Source organism: Streptomyces sp. NPDC006385, from assembly GCF_040612485.1.
Classification (GTDB): domain Bacteria; phylum Actinomycetota; class Actinomycetes; order Streptomycetales; family Streptomycetaceae; genus Streptomyces.
Genome location: NZ_JBEXQG010000022.1, coordinates 36,682 through 52,198, shown reverse-complemented (window position 1 = coordinate 52,198; position 15,517 = coordinate 36,682). Strand labels below are relative to the sequence as shown.

Here is a 15,517-nt window from a genome sequence, read left to right as displayed (position 1 = left end):
TTACGCTGTGCCGTCGGCGACAGGCCGACGAACCCGGTCAACTGGACAGCGGCACACGAGGAATGGGGCGGACAACGGCCATGATGGGACCAGCACACTCACTGTCGGGCGCCGCCGCCTGGCTCGGCGTCGGAGCGGCCGCCGCCGCGGCCGGTCACGCAATGCCCTGGCCGGTCCTGCTGTCCGGTGCGCTGATCTGCGCCGGCGCGGCCCTCGCTCCGGACCTCGATCACAAGGCGGCCACCATCTCGCGGGCGTTCGGTCCGCTGTCGCGCTGGCTGTGCGAGATCGTCGACAAGCTGTCGTACGCCGTCTACAAGGCGACGAAGAAGCAGGGCGACCCGCGTCGCTCCGGCGGGCACCGCACGCTCACGCACACCTGGCTGTGGGCGGTCATGATCGGTGGGGGCGCCTCCGCCCTGGCGATCACCGGCGGCCGCTGGGCGGTGCTGGCGATCCTCTTCGCGCACCTCGTGCTGGCCATCGAGGGCCTGCTGTGGCGCGCGACGCGTGGTGCCAGCGCCGACGTCCTGGTGTGGCTGCTGGCCGCGACCAGTTCCTGGATCCTCGCGGGCGTCCTGGACAAGCCGGGCAACGGCTCGGACTGGCTGTTCACAGCGCCGGGTCAGGAGTACCTGTGGCTGGGGCTGCCGATCGTGCTGGGCGCGCTGGTGCACGACATCGGGGACGCGCTGACGGTGTCCGGCTGCCCGATCCTGTGGCCGATCCCGGTCGGCCGCAAGCGCTGGTATCCGGTGGGGCCGCCCAAGGCCATGCGGTTCCGGGCGGGCAGCTGGGTCGAGCTCAAGGTGCTGATGCCGGTGTTCATGGTGCTGGGTGGGGTGGGCTGCGCGGCGGCGCTCAACGTGATCTGAGCGGGCGGATCAGCCGCCCTGTCCCGCCCCGCCGCCGTAGCGCCGCTCGAAGGCCGCGACACGGCCCTCGGAGTCCACCGTTCGCGCCTTGCCGGTGTAGAAGGGGTGGCTCTCCGAGGAGATCTCGACGTCCACGACGGGGTACGTCTCGCCGTCGTCCCACTCGATTCTCTGGTCGCCGGCGGCCGTGGACCGGGTGAGGAAGGCGTAGCCGGCGGCACGGTCGCGGAAGACCACCGGGTGGTAGTCGGGGTGCTTGTCCTGCTGCATGCGAACTCCCCGTGTGGCGGCGCGTCGGCACGGGCCGAAGGCTCGGATCCGAGGGCCGCACGCGGACCGCGCCGCATGGGTCGGTGCGGTCAGCCGTACAGCGCGTCCTCGTCGACGATGTGCACGGCCGCCTCCTCGGCGGACGCCGCCGCGCCGTCGATACCCACGTCCGTCGCCACGAGCGCGGCTTCCTCGTCCTCGTGCGCCCCTTCGTCGGGCGCCACCAGGCGGCCGGAGCGCATGGCGCCGACCTCGTTGTCGAGGAGTTCCCCGTCGGTGCCCTCGGCGTCACCGAGGCCGTCGCCGTCAGGGGGGACGAGATCGGGCAGTTCCTCGGCGAGCCGTTGGTCGAGGGTCTCGCCCTGCCGGCGCTCGGCGGCCGTGACACCGGTGTGCTCCACGGCCCACGGGCGCTCCGGAGGGGACCAGCCCCGGTCCAGGGGGTCGTCGACGCCGTCGTACACCAGGGTGTCCTCCGCGTCGAGCAGCCCCGTGTCCTCACGTTGATCGGATGCGTCGGGCTGGTAGACGTCGTCCCCCCATCCGTCGGCGCTGTTCACGGGTACCTCCAGGTGCTGGGGCCGGGCCCGGTCTCACCGCGGCCGGCGGCGGCCGCCGCGATGCGGGGGCACAGGTCGCACCCGGCGCCCATCGCGCGCTTCCCGGGTGCTCCCCGAACCGGTGCCGCTATCCAGCCTTCCACCCCTCTTCGCCCCGGCGCAACGGCACGGGTCGCTCCCGGCGCGACACGGGCCTGCGACGCACCGGCCCGCACCGCCGGTCACTCACCCGTGCCACGACCGCCACAGCGCCGCATACGCCCCGTCGGCCCTGACCAGGTCGTCGTGGCTGCCCAGCTCGCTGATGCGGCCGTTCTCGACGACGGCGATGACGTCGGCGTCGTGGGCCGTGTGGAGGCGGTGGGCGATGGCGACCACGGTGCGGCCGTCGAGGACGCGGGCCAGGGATCGCTCCAGGTGGCGGGCCGCGCGTGGGTCGAGCAGCGAGGTCGCCTCGTCCAGGACCAGTGTGTGCGGGTCGGCCAGCACCAGGCGGGCCAGCGCGATCTGCTGGGCCTGGGCCGGAGTGAGCGCGAACCCGCCCGAGCCGACCTCGGTGTCCAGGCCGTCGTCGAGCGCACGAGCCCACACGTCCGCGTCGACCGCGCCCAGCGCCGCCCACAGCTCGGCGTCGGTCGCGTCGGTGCGGGCCAGCAGCAGGTTGTCGCGCAGGGAGCCGACGAACACGTGGTGCTCCTGGTTGACCAGGGCCACATGCGAGCGGACCCGCTCGGCGGTCATCCGGGACAGCTCCGCACCGCCGAGGGTGATCCGGCCCTGGCGGGGCGCGTAGATACCGGCGAGCAGCCGGCCCAGCGTGGACTTGCCCGCCCCCGAAGGGCCGACGAGCGCCAGCCGGGTCCCGGGAGCGACCTCCAGCGACACCTTGCGCAGCACGTCCACGCCCTCCAGGTAGCCGAAGTGCACGCGGTCGGCGTGCACGTCGCGGCCCTCGGGCGACAGCCGGGCGTCCCCGGCCTCCGGCTCGACGTCCCGCACCCCGACCAGCCGGGCCAGCGACACCTGCGCCACCTGCAGCTCGTCGTACCAGCGCAGGATGAGCCCGACGGGGTCCACCAGCATCTGCGCGATCAGCGCACCCGTGGTGAGCTGACCGACCCCCATCCAGCCCTGCAGGACGAACACGCCGCCGACCATCAGGACCGAGGCGAGGATCATCACATGGGTGACGTTGATGAACGGGAAGAACACCGACCGCAGCCACAGCGTGTAGCGCTCCCAGGCCGTCCACTCCTTGATCCGCCGATCCGACAGCTCGACCCGGCGCTGACCGAGGCGGTGCGCCTCGACGGTGCGCCCGGCGTCCACGGTCTCGGCGAGCGCGGCGGCCACGGCGGCGTACCCGGCGGCCTCCGAGCGGTAGGCGGACGGGGCCCGCTTGAAGTACCAGCGGCAGCCGATCACCAGCAGGGGCACGGCGAGCAGCACGGCGGCGGCGAGCGGCGGCGCGGTGACGACGAGCCCGCCGAGCAGCAGGACCACCCACACCACGCCGATCGCCAGCTGGGGCACCGCCTCGCGCATCGCGTTGGCCAGGCGGTCGATGTCCGTCGTGATCCGGGACAGCAGGTCGCCCGTCCCGGCCCGCTCCAGGACGCCGGGCGGCAGCCCGACGGACCGGACGAGGAAGTCCTCGCGCAGATCGGCCAGCATCCGCTCGCCGAGCATCGCGCCGCGCAGCCGCACCTGCCGTACGAACAGGGCCTGGACGACCAGCGCGGCCGCGAACAGCCCGAGGGTGAGCTCCATATGGAGGTCCCGCGCGCCGACGCCGGGGCCGTCCGACACCCGCTCCACCAGGTCGCCCAGCAGCCAGGGCCCCGCCATCGAGGCCACCACGGCGACCGTGTTGACCGTGATGAGGAGCAGGAACGCACGACGGTGCCGACGGAACAACTCGACCACATAGGCGCGTACGGTGGTGGGGGCGCCGACCGGCAGGGTGTTCGCCGTCGTCGGGGCCGCCGGGTCGTACGCCGGTGGCGCCACGCCGATCATGCCGACTCCTCGATTTCTTCCAGTTCCTTCAGTACGTCGTCGAGGGCGGCCCCCCGTCGCGGACCTGCTCCCGCCGTGCCCGACGCGTCGTTCAGGGCGGTCTCTTCCTCGGTCTCGCGTGTTACCACGGCCCGGTACCGCGGTTCGCCGTGCACCAGCTCGCGGTGTACGCCGACCGCCGCCACCTCGCCCTCGTGGACGAGCACGACCCGGTCGGCACGGTCCAGGAGCAGCGGCGAGGAGGTGAACACCACGGTCGTGCGCCCCGCTCGCAGGTTCTGCACGCCCCGCGCGATCCGCGCCTCCGTGTGCGAGTCGACGGCCGAGGTCGGCTCGTCCAGGACGAGCACCTCCGGGTCCGTGATCAGCGACCGGGCGAGCGCGAGGCGCTGGCGCTGGCCGCCGGACAGGGACCGGCCGCGCTCGGTGATGCGCGCGTCCATCGGGTCCTCGGCGTCGAGTGATCCCTGGGCCAGCGCGGCCAGGACGTCCTCGCACTGCGCGGCCGCCAGCGCCTCCTCGGCACCGACGGTGCCCGACCGGGGCACGTCGAGCAGTTCGCGCAGCGTGCCGGAGAGCAGTACCGGGTCCTTGTCCTGCACGAGGACGGCCGTACGCGCGCGGTCGAGCGGCAACTCGTCGAGCGGGACGCCGCCCAGCAGCACCGACGTGCCCTCCTGCGAGCCGTGTCCGCCGAGCCGTTCGGCCAGCCGCCCGGCCGCGTCGGGGTCGCCGCACACCACGGCGGTGAGCAGGCCGGCGGGGGCGAGTAGACCGGTGGCCGGGTCGTACAGGTCACCGGAGGGCAGGTCGGATCCGTCGCGTGATCCGTCGGTGTCGGTGGGCCGTTCCAGAGACAGCACGCGTGCGGCCCGCCTGGCCGAGGGCCGCGAGAAGGAGTAGGCCATCGCGATCTCTTCGAAGTGCCTGAGCGGATAGGTGAGGATCATGACCGAGCTGTAGACGGTGACGAGTTCGCCGACGGAGACCCGGCCCTGGCGGGCCAGGTGGACGCCGTACCAGACCACCGCGATGAGCAGCAGACCCGGCATCAGTACCTGGATCGCGGAGATCAGGGACCACATCCGGGCGCTGCGCACGGCCGCGTGGCGCACCTCCTGGGAGGCGCTGCGGTAGCGGTCGAGGAAGAGTTCCTCGCCGCCGATACCCCGCAGCACACGCAGTCCGGCGACCGTGTCGGAGGCCAGTTCGGTGGCGCGGCCGGCCTTCTCGCGCTGGAAGTCGGCCCGCTTGGTGGCCCGGGGCAGCAGCGGCAGCACGGCGATCGCCAGCACGGGCAGTCCCACGGCGACGACCACGCCGAGCGCCGGCTGGTAGACGACCAGGCCGACGGTGACCAGCACGAGGGTGAGCGCCGCCGCCGTGAACCGAGACCATGCCTCGACGAACCAGCCGATCTTCTCCACGTCACCCGTGGAGACGGCCACGACCTCACCGGCCGCGACGCGCCGGGTCAGCGCCGAGCCGAGCTGCGCGGCCTTGCGGGCCAGCACCTGCTGGACGCGGGCGGCGGCCGTGATCCAGTTGGTGACGGCGGTGCGGTGCAGGAAGGTGTCGCCGAGCGCGTTTCCGGCACAGCACAGCGCCAACAGGCCGCCCGCGAGGGCGAGTCGCTCACCGGAGCGGTCGACGACGGCCTGGACGGCGACTCCTACGCAGAACGGCAGTGCGGAGACGGACAGGAAGTGCAGCATCCCCCAGGCCAGGGACTTCACCTGTCCGCCCAGCTGGTTCCGGAAGATCCACCACAGGAATCGGGGACCCGAACGGGCGTCCGGCACGCCGGGGTCGGGATACGGAAGGTCTCGGATCTGCATGACGTCCCAGTGGCTCGTGTCAGTCGGGGTGAGGGGAGGGAAATGGGGAGTCGGTCGGATGCCGATGCGCGGAACGGACGGCGCGCGGCGGCAGCAAACCGTGACAGGTTCGCGTCGCAGCGTGGTCGGACGCAAACGGTTTTCCGCGCCGCCGCACGGATCCGGCTTCCGCCCCGGCCGCGGTGCCACCATGGAGCGATGCGGAACGACGCACTACGGCGTGCCACGGCCGCGGCGGCCCTCGGATCCCTGCTCGCGGCCCTGACCACCCTGACCGCGTGCGGCGGCGCGGAGCACGGCGGCGCGGACGTCGGAAAGGGCGCCCGCACACGTCCCGTCGCCACCACGGATCCGACGCGGGACCCGACGCGCATCCCCGGCGTCGCCGACCGCTGGCAGCGACGGGTCCCCGCCGACTCCCGCCAGGTCGTGGCGGTCTACGGCAAGGGAAAGGACTCCCCGAACTCCACGGTCGTGCTCTACTCCAAGCGCGGCTCCACCTGGGACCGCGTCCGCAGTTGGCCCGCGCACAACGGCAAGAAGGGCTGGACGACCGACCACCGCGAGGGCGACAACCGCAGCCCCGTCGGCGTGTTCACGCTGAGCGACGCGGGCGGCGTACGGAAGGACCCCGGGACCGAACTGCCGTACACGAGGTCCGCGGGCTTCGCGGCGCCGCGCTGGTGGGCGAAGTCGTACTGGCACGACTTCGACCACGTCATCGCCATCGACTACAACCGCGTCAAAGGCACGCCTCCGAACGACCCCACCCGCCCCGAGGGCGAGGCCAAGGGCGGTGGGATCTGGCTGCACATGGACCACGGGAGCGGTACGTCGGCCTGCGTCAGTCTGTCCGAATCCGCGATGGAGTACCTGCTGCGCACGCTCGATCCGGACCGGCACCCCGTGGTGGTGATGGGAGACCGGGCCGGCCTGGCGACCTAGCGCAACTCGCGACGGAGACCTCATTGCGGTGGGCGCCCGACTCGCCGTAGAACACGGGCCATGAAGAGACGGATAGTCATGTCCATGTTCGCGGGAGCGACGCTCCTGGCGAGCACCCTCCTCGGGGCCGGCCCCGCCCAAGCCGCCGCGGTCCCCGCCGAGTTCGGCACCGACTGGCACGACCCCATCACCGCCGCCCCGCCCGTCCCCAAGCCCTCCGGCAAGTCCTGCCGAGTCACCGTCGCCGAGGCGCGGTTCCGCGACTTCACCCCCTACAAGGGCAGGTACGCACCGCCCGAAGGCTGCGGTGACCGCTGGAGCAAGGTCGTGCTGCGGATGGACGGCAAGGTCGAGGGACGCCAGTTCGACCGGCTCGGACATCTGAGCGTCGGCGGTGTCGAGATCCTCCGTACGTCGACTCCGCAGCCGTCACCGGACGGCATCGAGTGGTCGGTGGAGAAGGACGTCACCCGCTACAGCGACACCTTCCGCCGCGACCAGGACGTCGAGATGCTCATCGGGAACGTCGTCGACGACACGTACACCGGCATCATCGACGTCAAGGTCACACTGACGTTCTACGCCGGCCGCCCCGCCACGAATCCCGCCACGAATCCCGCCACGAACCCCACCACGACCCCCGACCGCGTCCTGACCCTCCAGGACGGCACGACCCTCACCACCCCGCGCAACAGCGAGCGCATCGTCGCCGAGGTGTACGCCACCGGCTCCGGCGGCGGCTGCGAGGAGTTCTGGTACCTGTCGGTGCCCGACCCGGCGCCCTACTCCTGCAAGGCCGCGGGCGGCCCCTACCGCGAGGTGCAGATCAAGGTCGACGGCCGGCTCGCCGGAATCGCCGCGCCGTTCCCGCACGTGTGGACCGGCGGCTGGTCCAACCCCTTCCTCTGGTACGTCATCCCCGGACCGCGCGCCTTCGACGTCAAGCCGATCGAATACGACCTGACGCCGTTCGCCGGCCTCCTCAACGACGGCCGCCCGCACCGCGTCGAGGTCTCCGTCGCCGGTGTCCCCGAGGGGCAGAGCGGCTGGAGCGCTCCCGTGAACGTCCTGGTCTGGCAGGACGCGAAGAGTGAACGGGTCACCGGGAAGCTCACCGCGCACCGGGCCGACGGCCTCGCCAACTCCTCGACGTACACGCCCGGTTCGCAGCACCGCGTGGACACCGAGGGTGGGCACCGGCTGACGGTGGCGGGCTATGTCGACACCTCGCACGGCCGGGTGATGACGACCGTCCGGCGTGCGCTGACCAACACCTCCGTGCATCGCTGGACCGACGGCGAGAACCTCGACGCCCTCGACGCCACCTGGAGGGACGACGAGTCCCTCACGTCGACGGACGCGGGCCGGCCCGCACCACGCGCACACAGCGGACGTACACCATGGACGGTTCCGTCACGATCGGCGCGGCCGACCGGCTGCGGACCGTGCTCGCCCTCGGTGACCGTGCCACGGTCGTCACGGTCCAAGGCGGCCGACGGACCGCGTGGTCGCGGCTCGACGACACGGTCGAGGGCGACGCCTCCTGGACGTTGAACGTGCCGCGCGACCAGCGGCACGCGGTCGGCACGACGAGCGAGCGCTACCGGCTGCACGGCTCGGGCGGCTGCTACGACCGCTCCCTCACCAGCGTCCAGGGGGTGCTCACGGAGGAACGCGACGGCTGCTGAGACGCGTTGTGTGCGATGCGTCACGCGGGGCGTGATTTACACGGATGCAACACGGGGGTCTTGTGCGGGAGCAACATCACCCGCAAAGTGATCGGCACGGAATCCGCTTTCCGTATGGCAGAAGTCCCATCGTCCCCTGGGGCTTCTGTGCGCCATCGTCCCCAAGGAGTGCCCGTGCCGCCGTCCGTACCGTCTCTGCCACGACGCGTCGCACGCATGCTGCGTACCTCTCTCTTCGCGCAGGTCGGCTGCGCGCTCGTGCTCGGAATCGTCGTCGGGAAGCTGTGGCCCGGCTTCGCCGCGGATCTCCAGCCGCTCGGCGACGGTTTCATCCGGCTCATCAAGACGATCATCTCGCCGCTGGTGTTCTGCGTGGTCGTCGTCGGCATCGCCAAGGCCGGTGACCTGAAGGCGTTCGGCCGGATCGGGCTGAAGGCCCTGATCTGGTTCGAGGTCGCGAGCACGCTCGCGCTCGTCATCGGACTCCTCGCCGCCAACGTGGTCCAGCCCGGGTCGGGCATGAACGTCGACCCGGCCACGCTGGACGCCTCGGCGGTCGACGCCAAGACGGGCGGCGGGCACCTGCCCTCGACGACCGAGTTCGCGCTGAACGCGCTGCCCACCTCGTTCATCGGCGCGTTCGCCGAGAACTCCCTGCTCCAGGTCCTCGTCCTGGCCTGTCTGGTGGGTGCCGCGCTGCTGCACCTCGGCCACACCAAGGTGCCGCAGGTGCTGCCCGCCATCGAGCAGGCCCAGGAGGTCATCTTCGCGATCGTCGGCTTCGTGATGCGGCTGGCCCCGATCGCGGTCTTCGGCGCGATGGCCGTCCTGATCGGCAACTACGGGCTCGGCGTGATCGAGACGTACGGCAAGCTGATCGTCCTGTGCTACCTGGCCGCGGCGCTGTTCATCGTGCTCCTCGCGGTCGCCCTGAAGGTGGTCACCGGGCTCAGCCTCTGGAAGTTCCTGCGTTACATCCGTGAGGAGATGCTGCTCGCGCTCGGCACCGCGTCCACCGAGTCGGTCCTGCCGCGGGTGATGCAGAAGCTGCGCAAGGCCGGTGCCCGTGACGACGCCGTGGGTCTGGTGCTGCCGACGGGCTACTCCTTCAACCTCGACGGCGCCTCGCTCTACCTGTCCATCGGCACGCTGTTCATCGCCCAGGCCGTCGGCGTGGACCTCAGCTTCGGCCAGCAGGTCACCGTGATCCTGGTGCTGATGCTGACCAGCAAGGGCATGGCGGGCATCCCCGGCTCGGCGTTCCTCGCCCTGTCCGCGACCGCGTCCTCGCTGGGCGCCATCCCGGCCGGAGCCGTCGCCCTGCTCCTGGGCGTGGACCGCATCATGGACTCGATGCGCGTCGTCACCAACCTGCTCGGCAACTGCGTCGCCGTCTTCGCGGTCTGCCGTTGGGAGGGCGCGCTGGACAGGGAACGGGCGAAGAAGGTCCTGGACGGCGAGATCGTGGTCACGGTGGACGGCGAGGAGACGGTGACGCCGGAGCTCGCGAAGCCAGGCATGCTCGAGAAGCCAGGCATGCTCGAGAAGCCCGGGACATCCGGGACATCCGGGACGCCCGAGACGCCGGCTCCGGAGGAATCCGCCGCCGTGCCGGCCCGGACGACCAAGGAAACGGCCACCGAGGCCGGTTGACGGTCACCACAGCCGAAAAACCGCGGCCACCACTCCGTACCGCCGGAGTGGTGGCCGCGGCCCGTCAGGTGCCCGCCGCTCAACAGCTCCGCTCGGCGCCCCCGTCGATCAGCGTGTCCAGCAACTCGCCCAGCACCGCGCGCTGCTCGTCCGTGAGCGGCGCCAGGATCTCCTCCGCCGCCGAGCGACGGGCGCCGTGCAGCTCCCGCAGGGCCTTGCGGCCGTCGTCGGTGAGCTCGATGCGGATCACCCGCCGGTTCGTCGGATCCGGCGCCCGCCGTACCTTTCCGCTCGCCTCCAGCCCGTCGACCAGCGTCGTCACGGCGCGCGGGACCACCTCCAGGCGCTCGGCGAGATCGGCCATCCGAGGCGGCGAGCCGTAGTGCGCGAGCGTGCGCAGCAGTCGGGACTGGGCCGGGGTGACGCCCAGACCGCACTGCTGCAAGTGCCGTTTCTGGATGCGGTGCACCCGGCGGGTGAAACGCAGCAACTGCTCGGCGAGCGGGCCGTCGGGATCGGGGCTGGTCATGCGGGAACAATATCAGGACACCGTTCATTGTGAGCATAGGTAACAATGAGCTAAGCTCCGTGAGTCCGCGTCACCACACCTCCCGTAGGAGCCCATGCACCCCGACAACGCACCCACCTGGAAACCATCCGCCGCGCAGCGGGAACAGCCCCGGCAGGTGCGCCGCATCCTGCGACTGTTCCGTCCGTACCGCGGCCGCCTCGCCGTCGTCGGCCTGCTCGTCGGCGCCTCGTCGCTGGTCGGCGTCGCCACGCCCTTCCTCCTCAAGGCGATCCTCGACGTCGCCATCCCCGAGGGCCGCACCGTCCTGCTCAGCCTGCTCGCGCTCGGCATGATCCTCAGCGCCGTCCTCGCCGGCGTCTTCGGCGTGCTGCAGACCCTGATCTCCACGACGGTCGGCCAGCGCGTCATGCACGATCTGCGCACCGCCGTCTACGGCCGCCTGCAGCGCATGTCGCTCGCCTTCTTCACCCGCACCCGCACCGGCGAGGTCCAGTCCCGCATCGCCAACGACATCGGCGGCATGCAGGCCACCGTCACCTCCACCGCGACCTCCCTGGTCTCCAACCTGACCAGCGTGGTCGCCACGATCGTCGCGATGATCGCCCTCGACTGGCGCCTGACCGTCGTCTCGCTGCTCCTGCTGCCGGTCTTCGTCTGGATCAGCCGGCGCGTCGGGAACGAACGCAAGAAGATCACCACCGAGCGCCAGAAGCAGATGGCCGCGATGGCCGCCACCGTCACCGAGTCGCTCTCGGTCAGCGGCATCCTGCTCGGCCGCACGATGGGCCGCTCCGGCTCGCTGACCCAGACCTTCGCCGACGAGTCCGAGCGGCTGGTCGACCTCGAAGTGCGGTCCAACATGGCCGGCCGCTGGCGTATGGCCGTCATCACCATCGTCATGGCGGCCATGCCGGCCTTCATCTACTGGACCGCGGGCATGGCCCTCCAACTCGGCGGCCCGCAGGTCTCGATCGGCACGATCGTGGCCTTCGTCTCGCTCCAGCAGGGCCTGTTCCGCCCGGCCGTCAGCCTGCTGTCGACCGGCGTCCAGATCCAGGCCTCGCTCGCCCTCTTCCAGCGCATCTTCGAGTACCTCGACCTGCCCATCGACATCACCGAGCGGGAGAACCCCGTCCACCTCGACGCCGTCAAGGGCGAGCTCCGCTTCGAGAACGTCGAGTTCCGCTACGACGGCGACGACGGCGACGGCGGCGGCGACGGGAAACGCGGCGCCATCCTGGACGGCATCGACCTCACCGTCCCGGCGGGCGGCAGCCTCGCGGTCGTCGGCCCGACCGGCGCCGGAAAGTCCACGCTCGGCCATCTCGTGCCACGGCTCTACGACGTGACGGGCGGCCGCGTCACCCTCGACGGCGTCGACGTGCGCGACCTCGACTTCGACACCCTCGCCCGCGCGGTCGGAGTCGTCTCGCAGGAGACGTACCTCTTCCACGCCTCGGTCGCCGACAACCTGCGCTTCGCCAAGCCGGACGCCACCGACGAGGAGTTGCGCGCGGCGGCCGAGGCGGCCCAGATCCACGACCACATCGCCGCCCTGCCCGACGGCTACGACACGATCGTCGGCGAGCGCGGCCACCGCTTCTCCGGCGGTGAGAAACAGCGCCTGGCCATCGCCCGCACCATCCTGCGCGATCCGCCGGTCCTCATCCTCGACGAGGCGACCAGCGCCCTGGACACCCGCACCGAACACGCCGTCCAGCAGGCCATCGACGCCCTGTCCGCCAACCGCACCACCGTCACCATCGCGCACCGCCTGTCCACCGTTCGGGGCGCCGACCAGATCGTGGTCCTCGACGCGGGGCGGGTGGCCGAACGAGGCACGCACGAGGAGTTGCTGGAGCGGGACGGGCGGTACGCCGGGCTGGTTCGGCGGGACGCCCAACTGGAGCCGACGGGGTGACGTTATGTCGGGTTTGTAACCATGTGCGGGTTACCGTTCCGGCATGCACTTCAACACTCCGTCACGGAGAAGGATTCGACTGACGCGCCGGGGCCGTATCGCTCTCATCGCCGCCGGCGCCGTCGTGGCCGGCACCGCCGTGGCGGTGCCGCTGCTGAGCACGGGCGAGGACGAGGCGAAGCCCACCTCGCTGGTGATCCCGGAGGGCTGGCGCGCGAGCCAGGTGTACGACGCCGTCGACAAGGCCCTCACCCTGCCGCCCGGCAGCACGAAGAAGTCCCTCGACAAGCTCGACCTCAAGCTGCCGGACGACGCCGAGGGCAACCCCGAGGGCTACCTGTTCCCGGCGACGTATCCGCTGGAGCAGGACGGCAGGAAGGCGACGCCGGACTCCCTGCTGTCGGCCATGGTCGACACCGCGAACAAGAAGTTCAACGGCGCCCCGATGGCCGCCGGCGCGCAGCGCAACGCCATGAACGTGTACCAGGCGGTCACCATCGCGAGCATCGTCCAGGCCGAGGCCGACAACAAGGCCGACATGAGCAAGGTGGCGCGGGTCATCTTCAACCGGCTCGAACGCGGCATGCCGCTCCAGATGGACTCCACCGTCAACTACGCGCTGGGCCGCTCCACGATCAGGACGACCGAGGCCGACACCCGCATCGAGAGCCCCTACAACTCGTACCAGCGCATGGGCCTGCCGCCCACGCCGATCGCCAACCCGGGGGAGGACGCGATGCGCGCCGCGATCAGCCCGGCCCCGGGCGACTGGCTGTACTTCGTCACCGTCAAGCCGGGCGACACCCGCTTCACGGCCGACTACGCCGAACACCAGCGCAACGTCGCCGAGTTCAACGCCAACCTGAAGGCGAGCCCACAGCCCGCGAGGTGACTGCGGGCAACTCCTCACCCGGAGGGCCGCGACACCACTCGCTGCTCAGCGGAGCGTCATGCGGCGACCGGCGCCTGCGTCAGCAGCCGCCTGATGTCCCGTACGGCGGCGCGGCCGGCCCGGTTGGCGCCGATCGTGCTGGCGGACGGGCCGTAGCCGACCAGGTGGACACGGGGATCGGCGACCGCGCGCGTGCCCTCGACCCGGATTCCGCCGCCCGGCTCCCGCAGCCGCAGCGGTGCCAGATGGCCGATGGCGGCCCGGAATCCGGTCGCCCACAGGATGACGTCGGCCGCCACGTGCCGGCCGTCCTGCCACGCCACCCCGGTCGGCGTGATCCGGTCGAACATGGGCTGCCGGTCCAGAACCCCGTCCGCCAGCCCCTGGCGGACGGCGTCGTTCAGGGGCAGCCCCGTGACGGACACCACGCTCTTCGGGGGCAGTCCCTGCCGGACCCGCTCCTCGACCAGCGCGACCGCCGCCCGGCCGGCGCCCTCGTCGAAGGGCCCTTCGCGGAAGACGGGCGGACGCCGTGTGACCCACGTCGTGGCGGCCGCGTACGGGGCGATCTCCAGCAGATGCTGCGTGCCGGAGGCGCCGCCGCCCACCACGACCACCCGCTGCCCGGCGAACTCCTCGGGCCCGGAGTACTGGGCGGTGTGCAACTGCCGCCCCCCGAACGTCTCCTGGCCGCGATAGCGCGGCCAGAACGGCCGGTCCCAGGTGCCGGTCGCGTTGATCAGCGCCCGCGTCGACCAGGTCCCGGCCGAACTCTCCACGAGCAGCCGCCCGTCCGGCCCCTCCCGTACGGCTCGCACGTCCACCGGCCGCCGCACCCGCAGGTCGAAGGTCCGCTCGTAGCGGTCGAAGTACTCGGCGACGACCTCGGACGACGGCCGCCCGGGAGCGGCGCCGGTCAGCTCCATGCCGGGCAGCGCGTGCATCCCGTGCACCTTGCCGTACGTCAGCGACGGCCACCGGAACTGCCAGGCGCCGCCCGGGGCGGGGGAGTGGTCGAGCACCACGAAGTCGCGGTCCGGCTCGAAACCGGTGCGCCGCAGGTGATAGGCGCCGGCCAGTCCGGCCTGGCCGGCGCCTATGACGACTACGTCGATGTTGTTCACATGTCTACGAACAGCCTCGGGGGCGCGGATCTTCCCCCGAGGCCCCGCCGGAGATCAGCGCCCACCCGCGACCAGCGACGGAACGTCGGCCTCCGCCGCCGTACCGCCGAGCAGACCGCGCGTCGCCAACTCGGGAATCACCCCCTCCCCGAACCAGTACGCCTCCTCCAGATGCGGATACCCGGACAGCACGAAGTGCTCGACACCCAGCGCGTGGTACTCCTCGATCCGTTCGGCCACCTCGGCATGGCTGCCGACCAGCGCGGTCCCCGCCCCACCCCGGACGAGCCCGACGCCCGCCCAGAGGTTGGGGTGGATCTCCAGATCGGCACGAGAGCCGCCGTGCAGGGCGAGCATGCGCCGCTGCCCCACCGACTCGCTGCGCCCGAGCGCCGCCTGCGCCGCCGCGACCGTGTCCGGGTCGAGGTCGTCGAGCAGCCGGTGGGCGGTCGACCAGGCCTCGGCCGACGAGTCGCGGGAGATGGTGTGCAGCCGGATCCCGAAGCGGACCGTACGGCCCTCCCGCTCGGCCAGCGCGCGGATCCAGTCGATCTTCTCCTTGACCTGGGCCGGCGGTTCTCCCCAGGTCAGGTAGACGTCGGCATGCCGCGCCGCGACCGGTCCGGCCGCCGGGGAGGAGCCGCCGAAGAACAGCTGCGGCACCGGGTCCGGTGGCAGCGCGGTCAGCCCGCCGTCGACCTGGTAGTGGTCGCCGTGGAAGTCGTACGGCTCACCGCGCCACACCCCGCGTACGACGGACAGGAACTCGTCCGTCCGGGCGTACCGCTGATCGTGGTCGAGACGGTCGCCGAAGCGGCGCTGCTCGTCCGAGTCGCCGCCGGTGACGACGTTGAGCAGCAGCCGCCCGCGCGTGACGCGTTGGTAGGTCGCCGCCATCTGCGCGGCGAGCGTCGGCGAGATGAGGCCCGGCCGGAACGCGACCAGGAACTTCAGGCGTTCGGTGTGCTGGGCCAGGGCCACCGTGGTCAGCCAGGCGTCCTCGCACCAGGTGCCGGTCGGGGTGAGGACCGCCTCGAAGCCCAACCGCTCGGCGGCCTTGGCGATCTGCGCGAGATAGTCGATGTCCGGGGAGCGTACGCCGCTCACCGTCCCGGTCCGGTTGGGCGCGTAAGCGTGCCGGTCGACGAGGGTGCGGCCGTCGCCGCCCGTCGGCAGGAACCAATGGAGACGGACCGTCAT

12 protein-coding genes and 1 pseudogene are annotated in these 15,517 nt (G+C 71.7%); 6 read left to right on the top strand and 7 right to left on the bottom strand.

What is annotated here, in order from left to right:
- The first annotated feature begins 80 nt into the window (after nt 1–80).
- Nucleotides 81–875 carry a metal-dependent hydrolase gene (locus ABZ078_RS19165; protein WP_356576706.1) on the top strand — a complete coding sequence of 265 codons (795 nt, stop codon included), beginning with the start codon at nt 81–83 and terminating at the stop codon, nt 873–875.
- Nucleotides 876–884: 9 nt separating this feature from the next.
- On the opposite strand, the gene ABZ078_RS19160 is transcribed toward ABZ078_RS19165, so the two are convergent.
- The 4 genes from ABZ078_RS19160 to ABZ078_RS19145 all read right to left on the bottom strand — a co-directional run bounded on the left by ABZ078_RS19160 (nt 885) and on the right by ABZ078_RS19145 (nt 5,562).
- Complete coding sequence (locus ABZ078_RS19160; protein WP_356576704.1) at nt 885–1,145, bottom strand: type B 50S ribosomal protein L31; 261 nt, start codon at nt 1,143–1,145, stop codon at nt 885–887.
- A gap of 89 nt (nt 1,146–1,234) precedes the next feature.
- Entirely contained in the window at nt 1,235–1,705 is a 471-nt protein-coding gene (locus ABZ078_RS19155) for a DUF5709 domain-containing protein (protein WP_356576702.1), read from the bottom strand.
- 225 nt (nt 1,706–1,930) lie between these two features.
- Entirely contained in the window at nt 1,931–3,724 is a 1,794-nt protein-coding gene (locus tag ABZ078_RS19150; protein ID WP_356576700.1) for an ABC transporter ATP-binding protein, read from the bottom strand.
- The gene (locus ABZ078_RS19145) at nt 3,721–5,562 is read right to left on the bottom strand and encodes an ABC transporter ATP-binding protein (protein WP_356576698.1); all 1,842 of its coding nucleotides are present in this window, start codon (nt 5,560–5,562) and stop codon (nt 3,721–3,723) included. The genes ABZ078_RS19150 and ABZ078_RS19145 overlap by 4 nt, the downstream gene beginning before the upstream one ends.
- A gap of 198 nt (nt 5,563–5,760) precedes the next feature.
- Between ABZ078_RS19145 and ABZ078_RS19140 the strand changes: the two genes are divergently transcribed.
- From ABZ078_RS19140 to ABZ078_RS19130, 3 genes and pseudogenes are all read left to right on the top strand, one after another.
- Nucleotides 5,761–6,507, top strand: coding sequence for a L,D-transpeptidase family protein (locus ABZ078_RS19140; protein WP_356576696.1), 747 nt, complete (start codon nt 5,761–5,763; stop codon nt 6,505–6,507).
- Nucleotides 6,508–6,567: 60 nt separating this feature from the next.
- Nucleotides 6,568–8,195 (top strand): annotated as a pseudogene (locus tag ABZ078_RS19135) (peptide-N4-asparagine amidase).
- Between the two features lie 174 nt (nt 8,196–8,369).
- A complete protein-coding gene (locus tag ABZ078_RS19130) occupies nt 8,370–9,848 on the top strand; it encodes a cation:dicarboxylase symporter family transporter (RefSeq protein WP_356576694.1) in 1,479 nt (492 codons plus the stop codon).
- Nucleotides 9,849–9,927: 79 nt separating this feature from the next.
- Here ABZ078_RS19130 and ABZ078_RS19125 read toward each other — a convergent pair whose 3' ends face one another.
- A complete protein-coding gene (locus ABZ078_RS19125; RefSeq protein ID WP_356576692.1) occupies nt 9,928–10,377 on the bottom strand; it encodes a MarR family transcriptional regulator in 450 nt (149 codons plus the stop codon).
- Between the two features lie 94 nt (nt 10,378–10,471).
- On the opposite strand from ABZ078_RS19125, the gene ABZ078_RS19120 reads away from it, so the two are divergent.
- Nucleotides 10,472–12,301 carry an ABC transporter ATP-binding protein gene (locus tag ABZ078_RS19120; RefSeq protein ID WP_356576690.1) on the top strand — a complete coding sequence of 610 codons (1,830 nt, stop codon included), beginning with the start codon at nt 10,472–10,474 and terminating at the stop codon, nt 12,299–12,301.
- 43 nt (nt 12,302–12,344) lie between these two features.
- Entirely contained in the window at nt 12,345–13,193 is an 849-nt protein-coding gene (mltG, locus tag ABZ078_RS19115) for an endolytic transglycosylase MltG (RefSeq protein ID WP_356576689.1), read from the top strand.
- 56 nt (nt 13,194–13,249) lie between these two features.
- On the opposite strand, the gene ABZ078_RS19110 is transcribed toward mltG, so the two are convergent.
- A complete protein-coding gene (locus ABZ078_RS19110; protein WP_356576688.1) occupies nt 13,250–14,317 on the bottom strand; it encodes an NAD(P)-binding domain-containing protein in 1,068 nt (355 codons plus the stop codon).
- Nucleotides 14,318–14,371: 54 nt separating this feature from the next.
- Nucleotides 14,372–15,517, bottom strand: a complete 1,146-nt coding sequence (locus ABZ078_RS19105; RefSeq protein ID WP_356576686.1) for an LLM class flavin-dependent oxidoreductase — start codon at nt 15,515–15,517, stop codon at nt 14,372–14,374.

Bases quoted from the DNA above. Each gene is read 5' to 3' on its own strand.
- ABZ078_RS19165 (WP_356576706.1), top strand. From the start codon at position 81: ATGATGGGACCAGCACACTCACTGTCGGGCGCCGCCGCCTGGCTCGGC.
- ABZ078_RS19160 (WP_356576704.1), bottom strand. From the start codon at position 1,145: ATGCAGCAGGACAAGCACCCCGACTACCACCCGGTGGTCTTCCGCGAC.
- ABZ078_RS19150 (WP_356576700.1), bottom strand. From the start codon at position 3,724: ATGATCGGCGTGGCGCCACCGGCGTACGACCCGGCGGCCCCGACGACG.
- ABZ078_RS19145 (WP_356576698.1), bottom strand. From the start codon at position 5,562: ATGCAGATCCGAGACCTTCCGTATCCCGACCCCGGCGTGCCGGACGCC.
- ABZ078_RS19140 (WP_356576696.1), top strand. From the start codon at position 5,761: ATGCGGAACGACGCACTACGGCGTGCCACGGCCGCGGCGGCCCTCGGA.
- ABZ078_RS19125 (WP_356576692.1), bottom strand. From the start codon at position 10,377: ATGACCAGCCCCGATCCCGACGGCCCGCTCGCCGAGCAGTTGCTGCGT.
- ABZ078_RS19120 (WP_356576690.1), top strand. From the start codon at position 10,472: ATGCACCCCGACAACGCACCCACCTGGAAACCATCCGCCGCGCAGCGG.
- mltG (WP_356576689.1), top strand. From the start codon at position 12,345: ATGCACTTCAACACTCCGTCACGGAGAAGGATTCGACTGACGCGCCGG.
- ABZ078_RS19105 (WP_356576686.1), bottom strand. From the start codon at position 15,517: ATGACGGTCCGTCTCCATTGGTTCCTGCCGACGGGCGGCGACGGCCGC.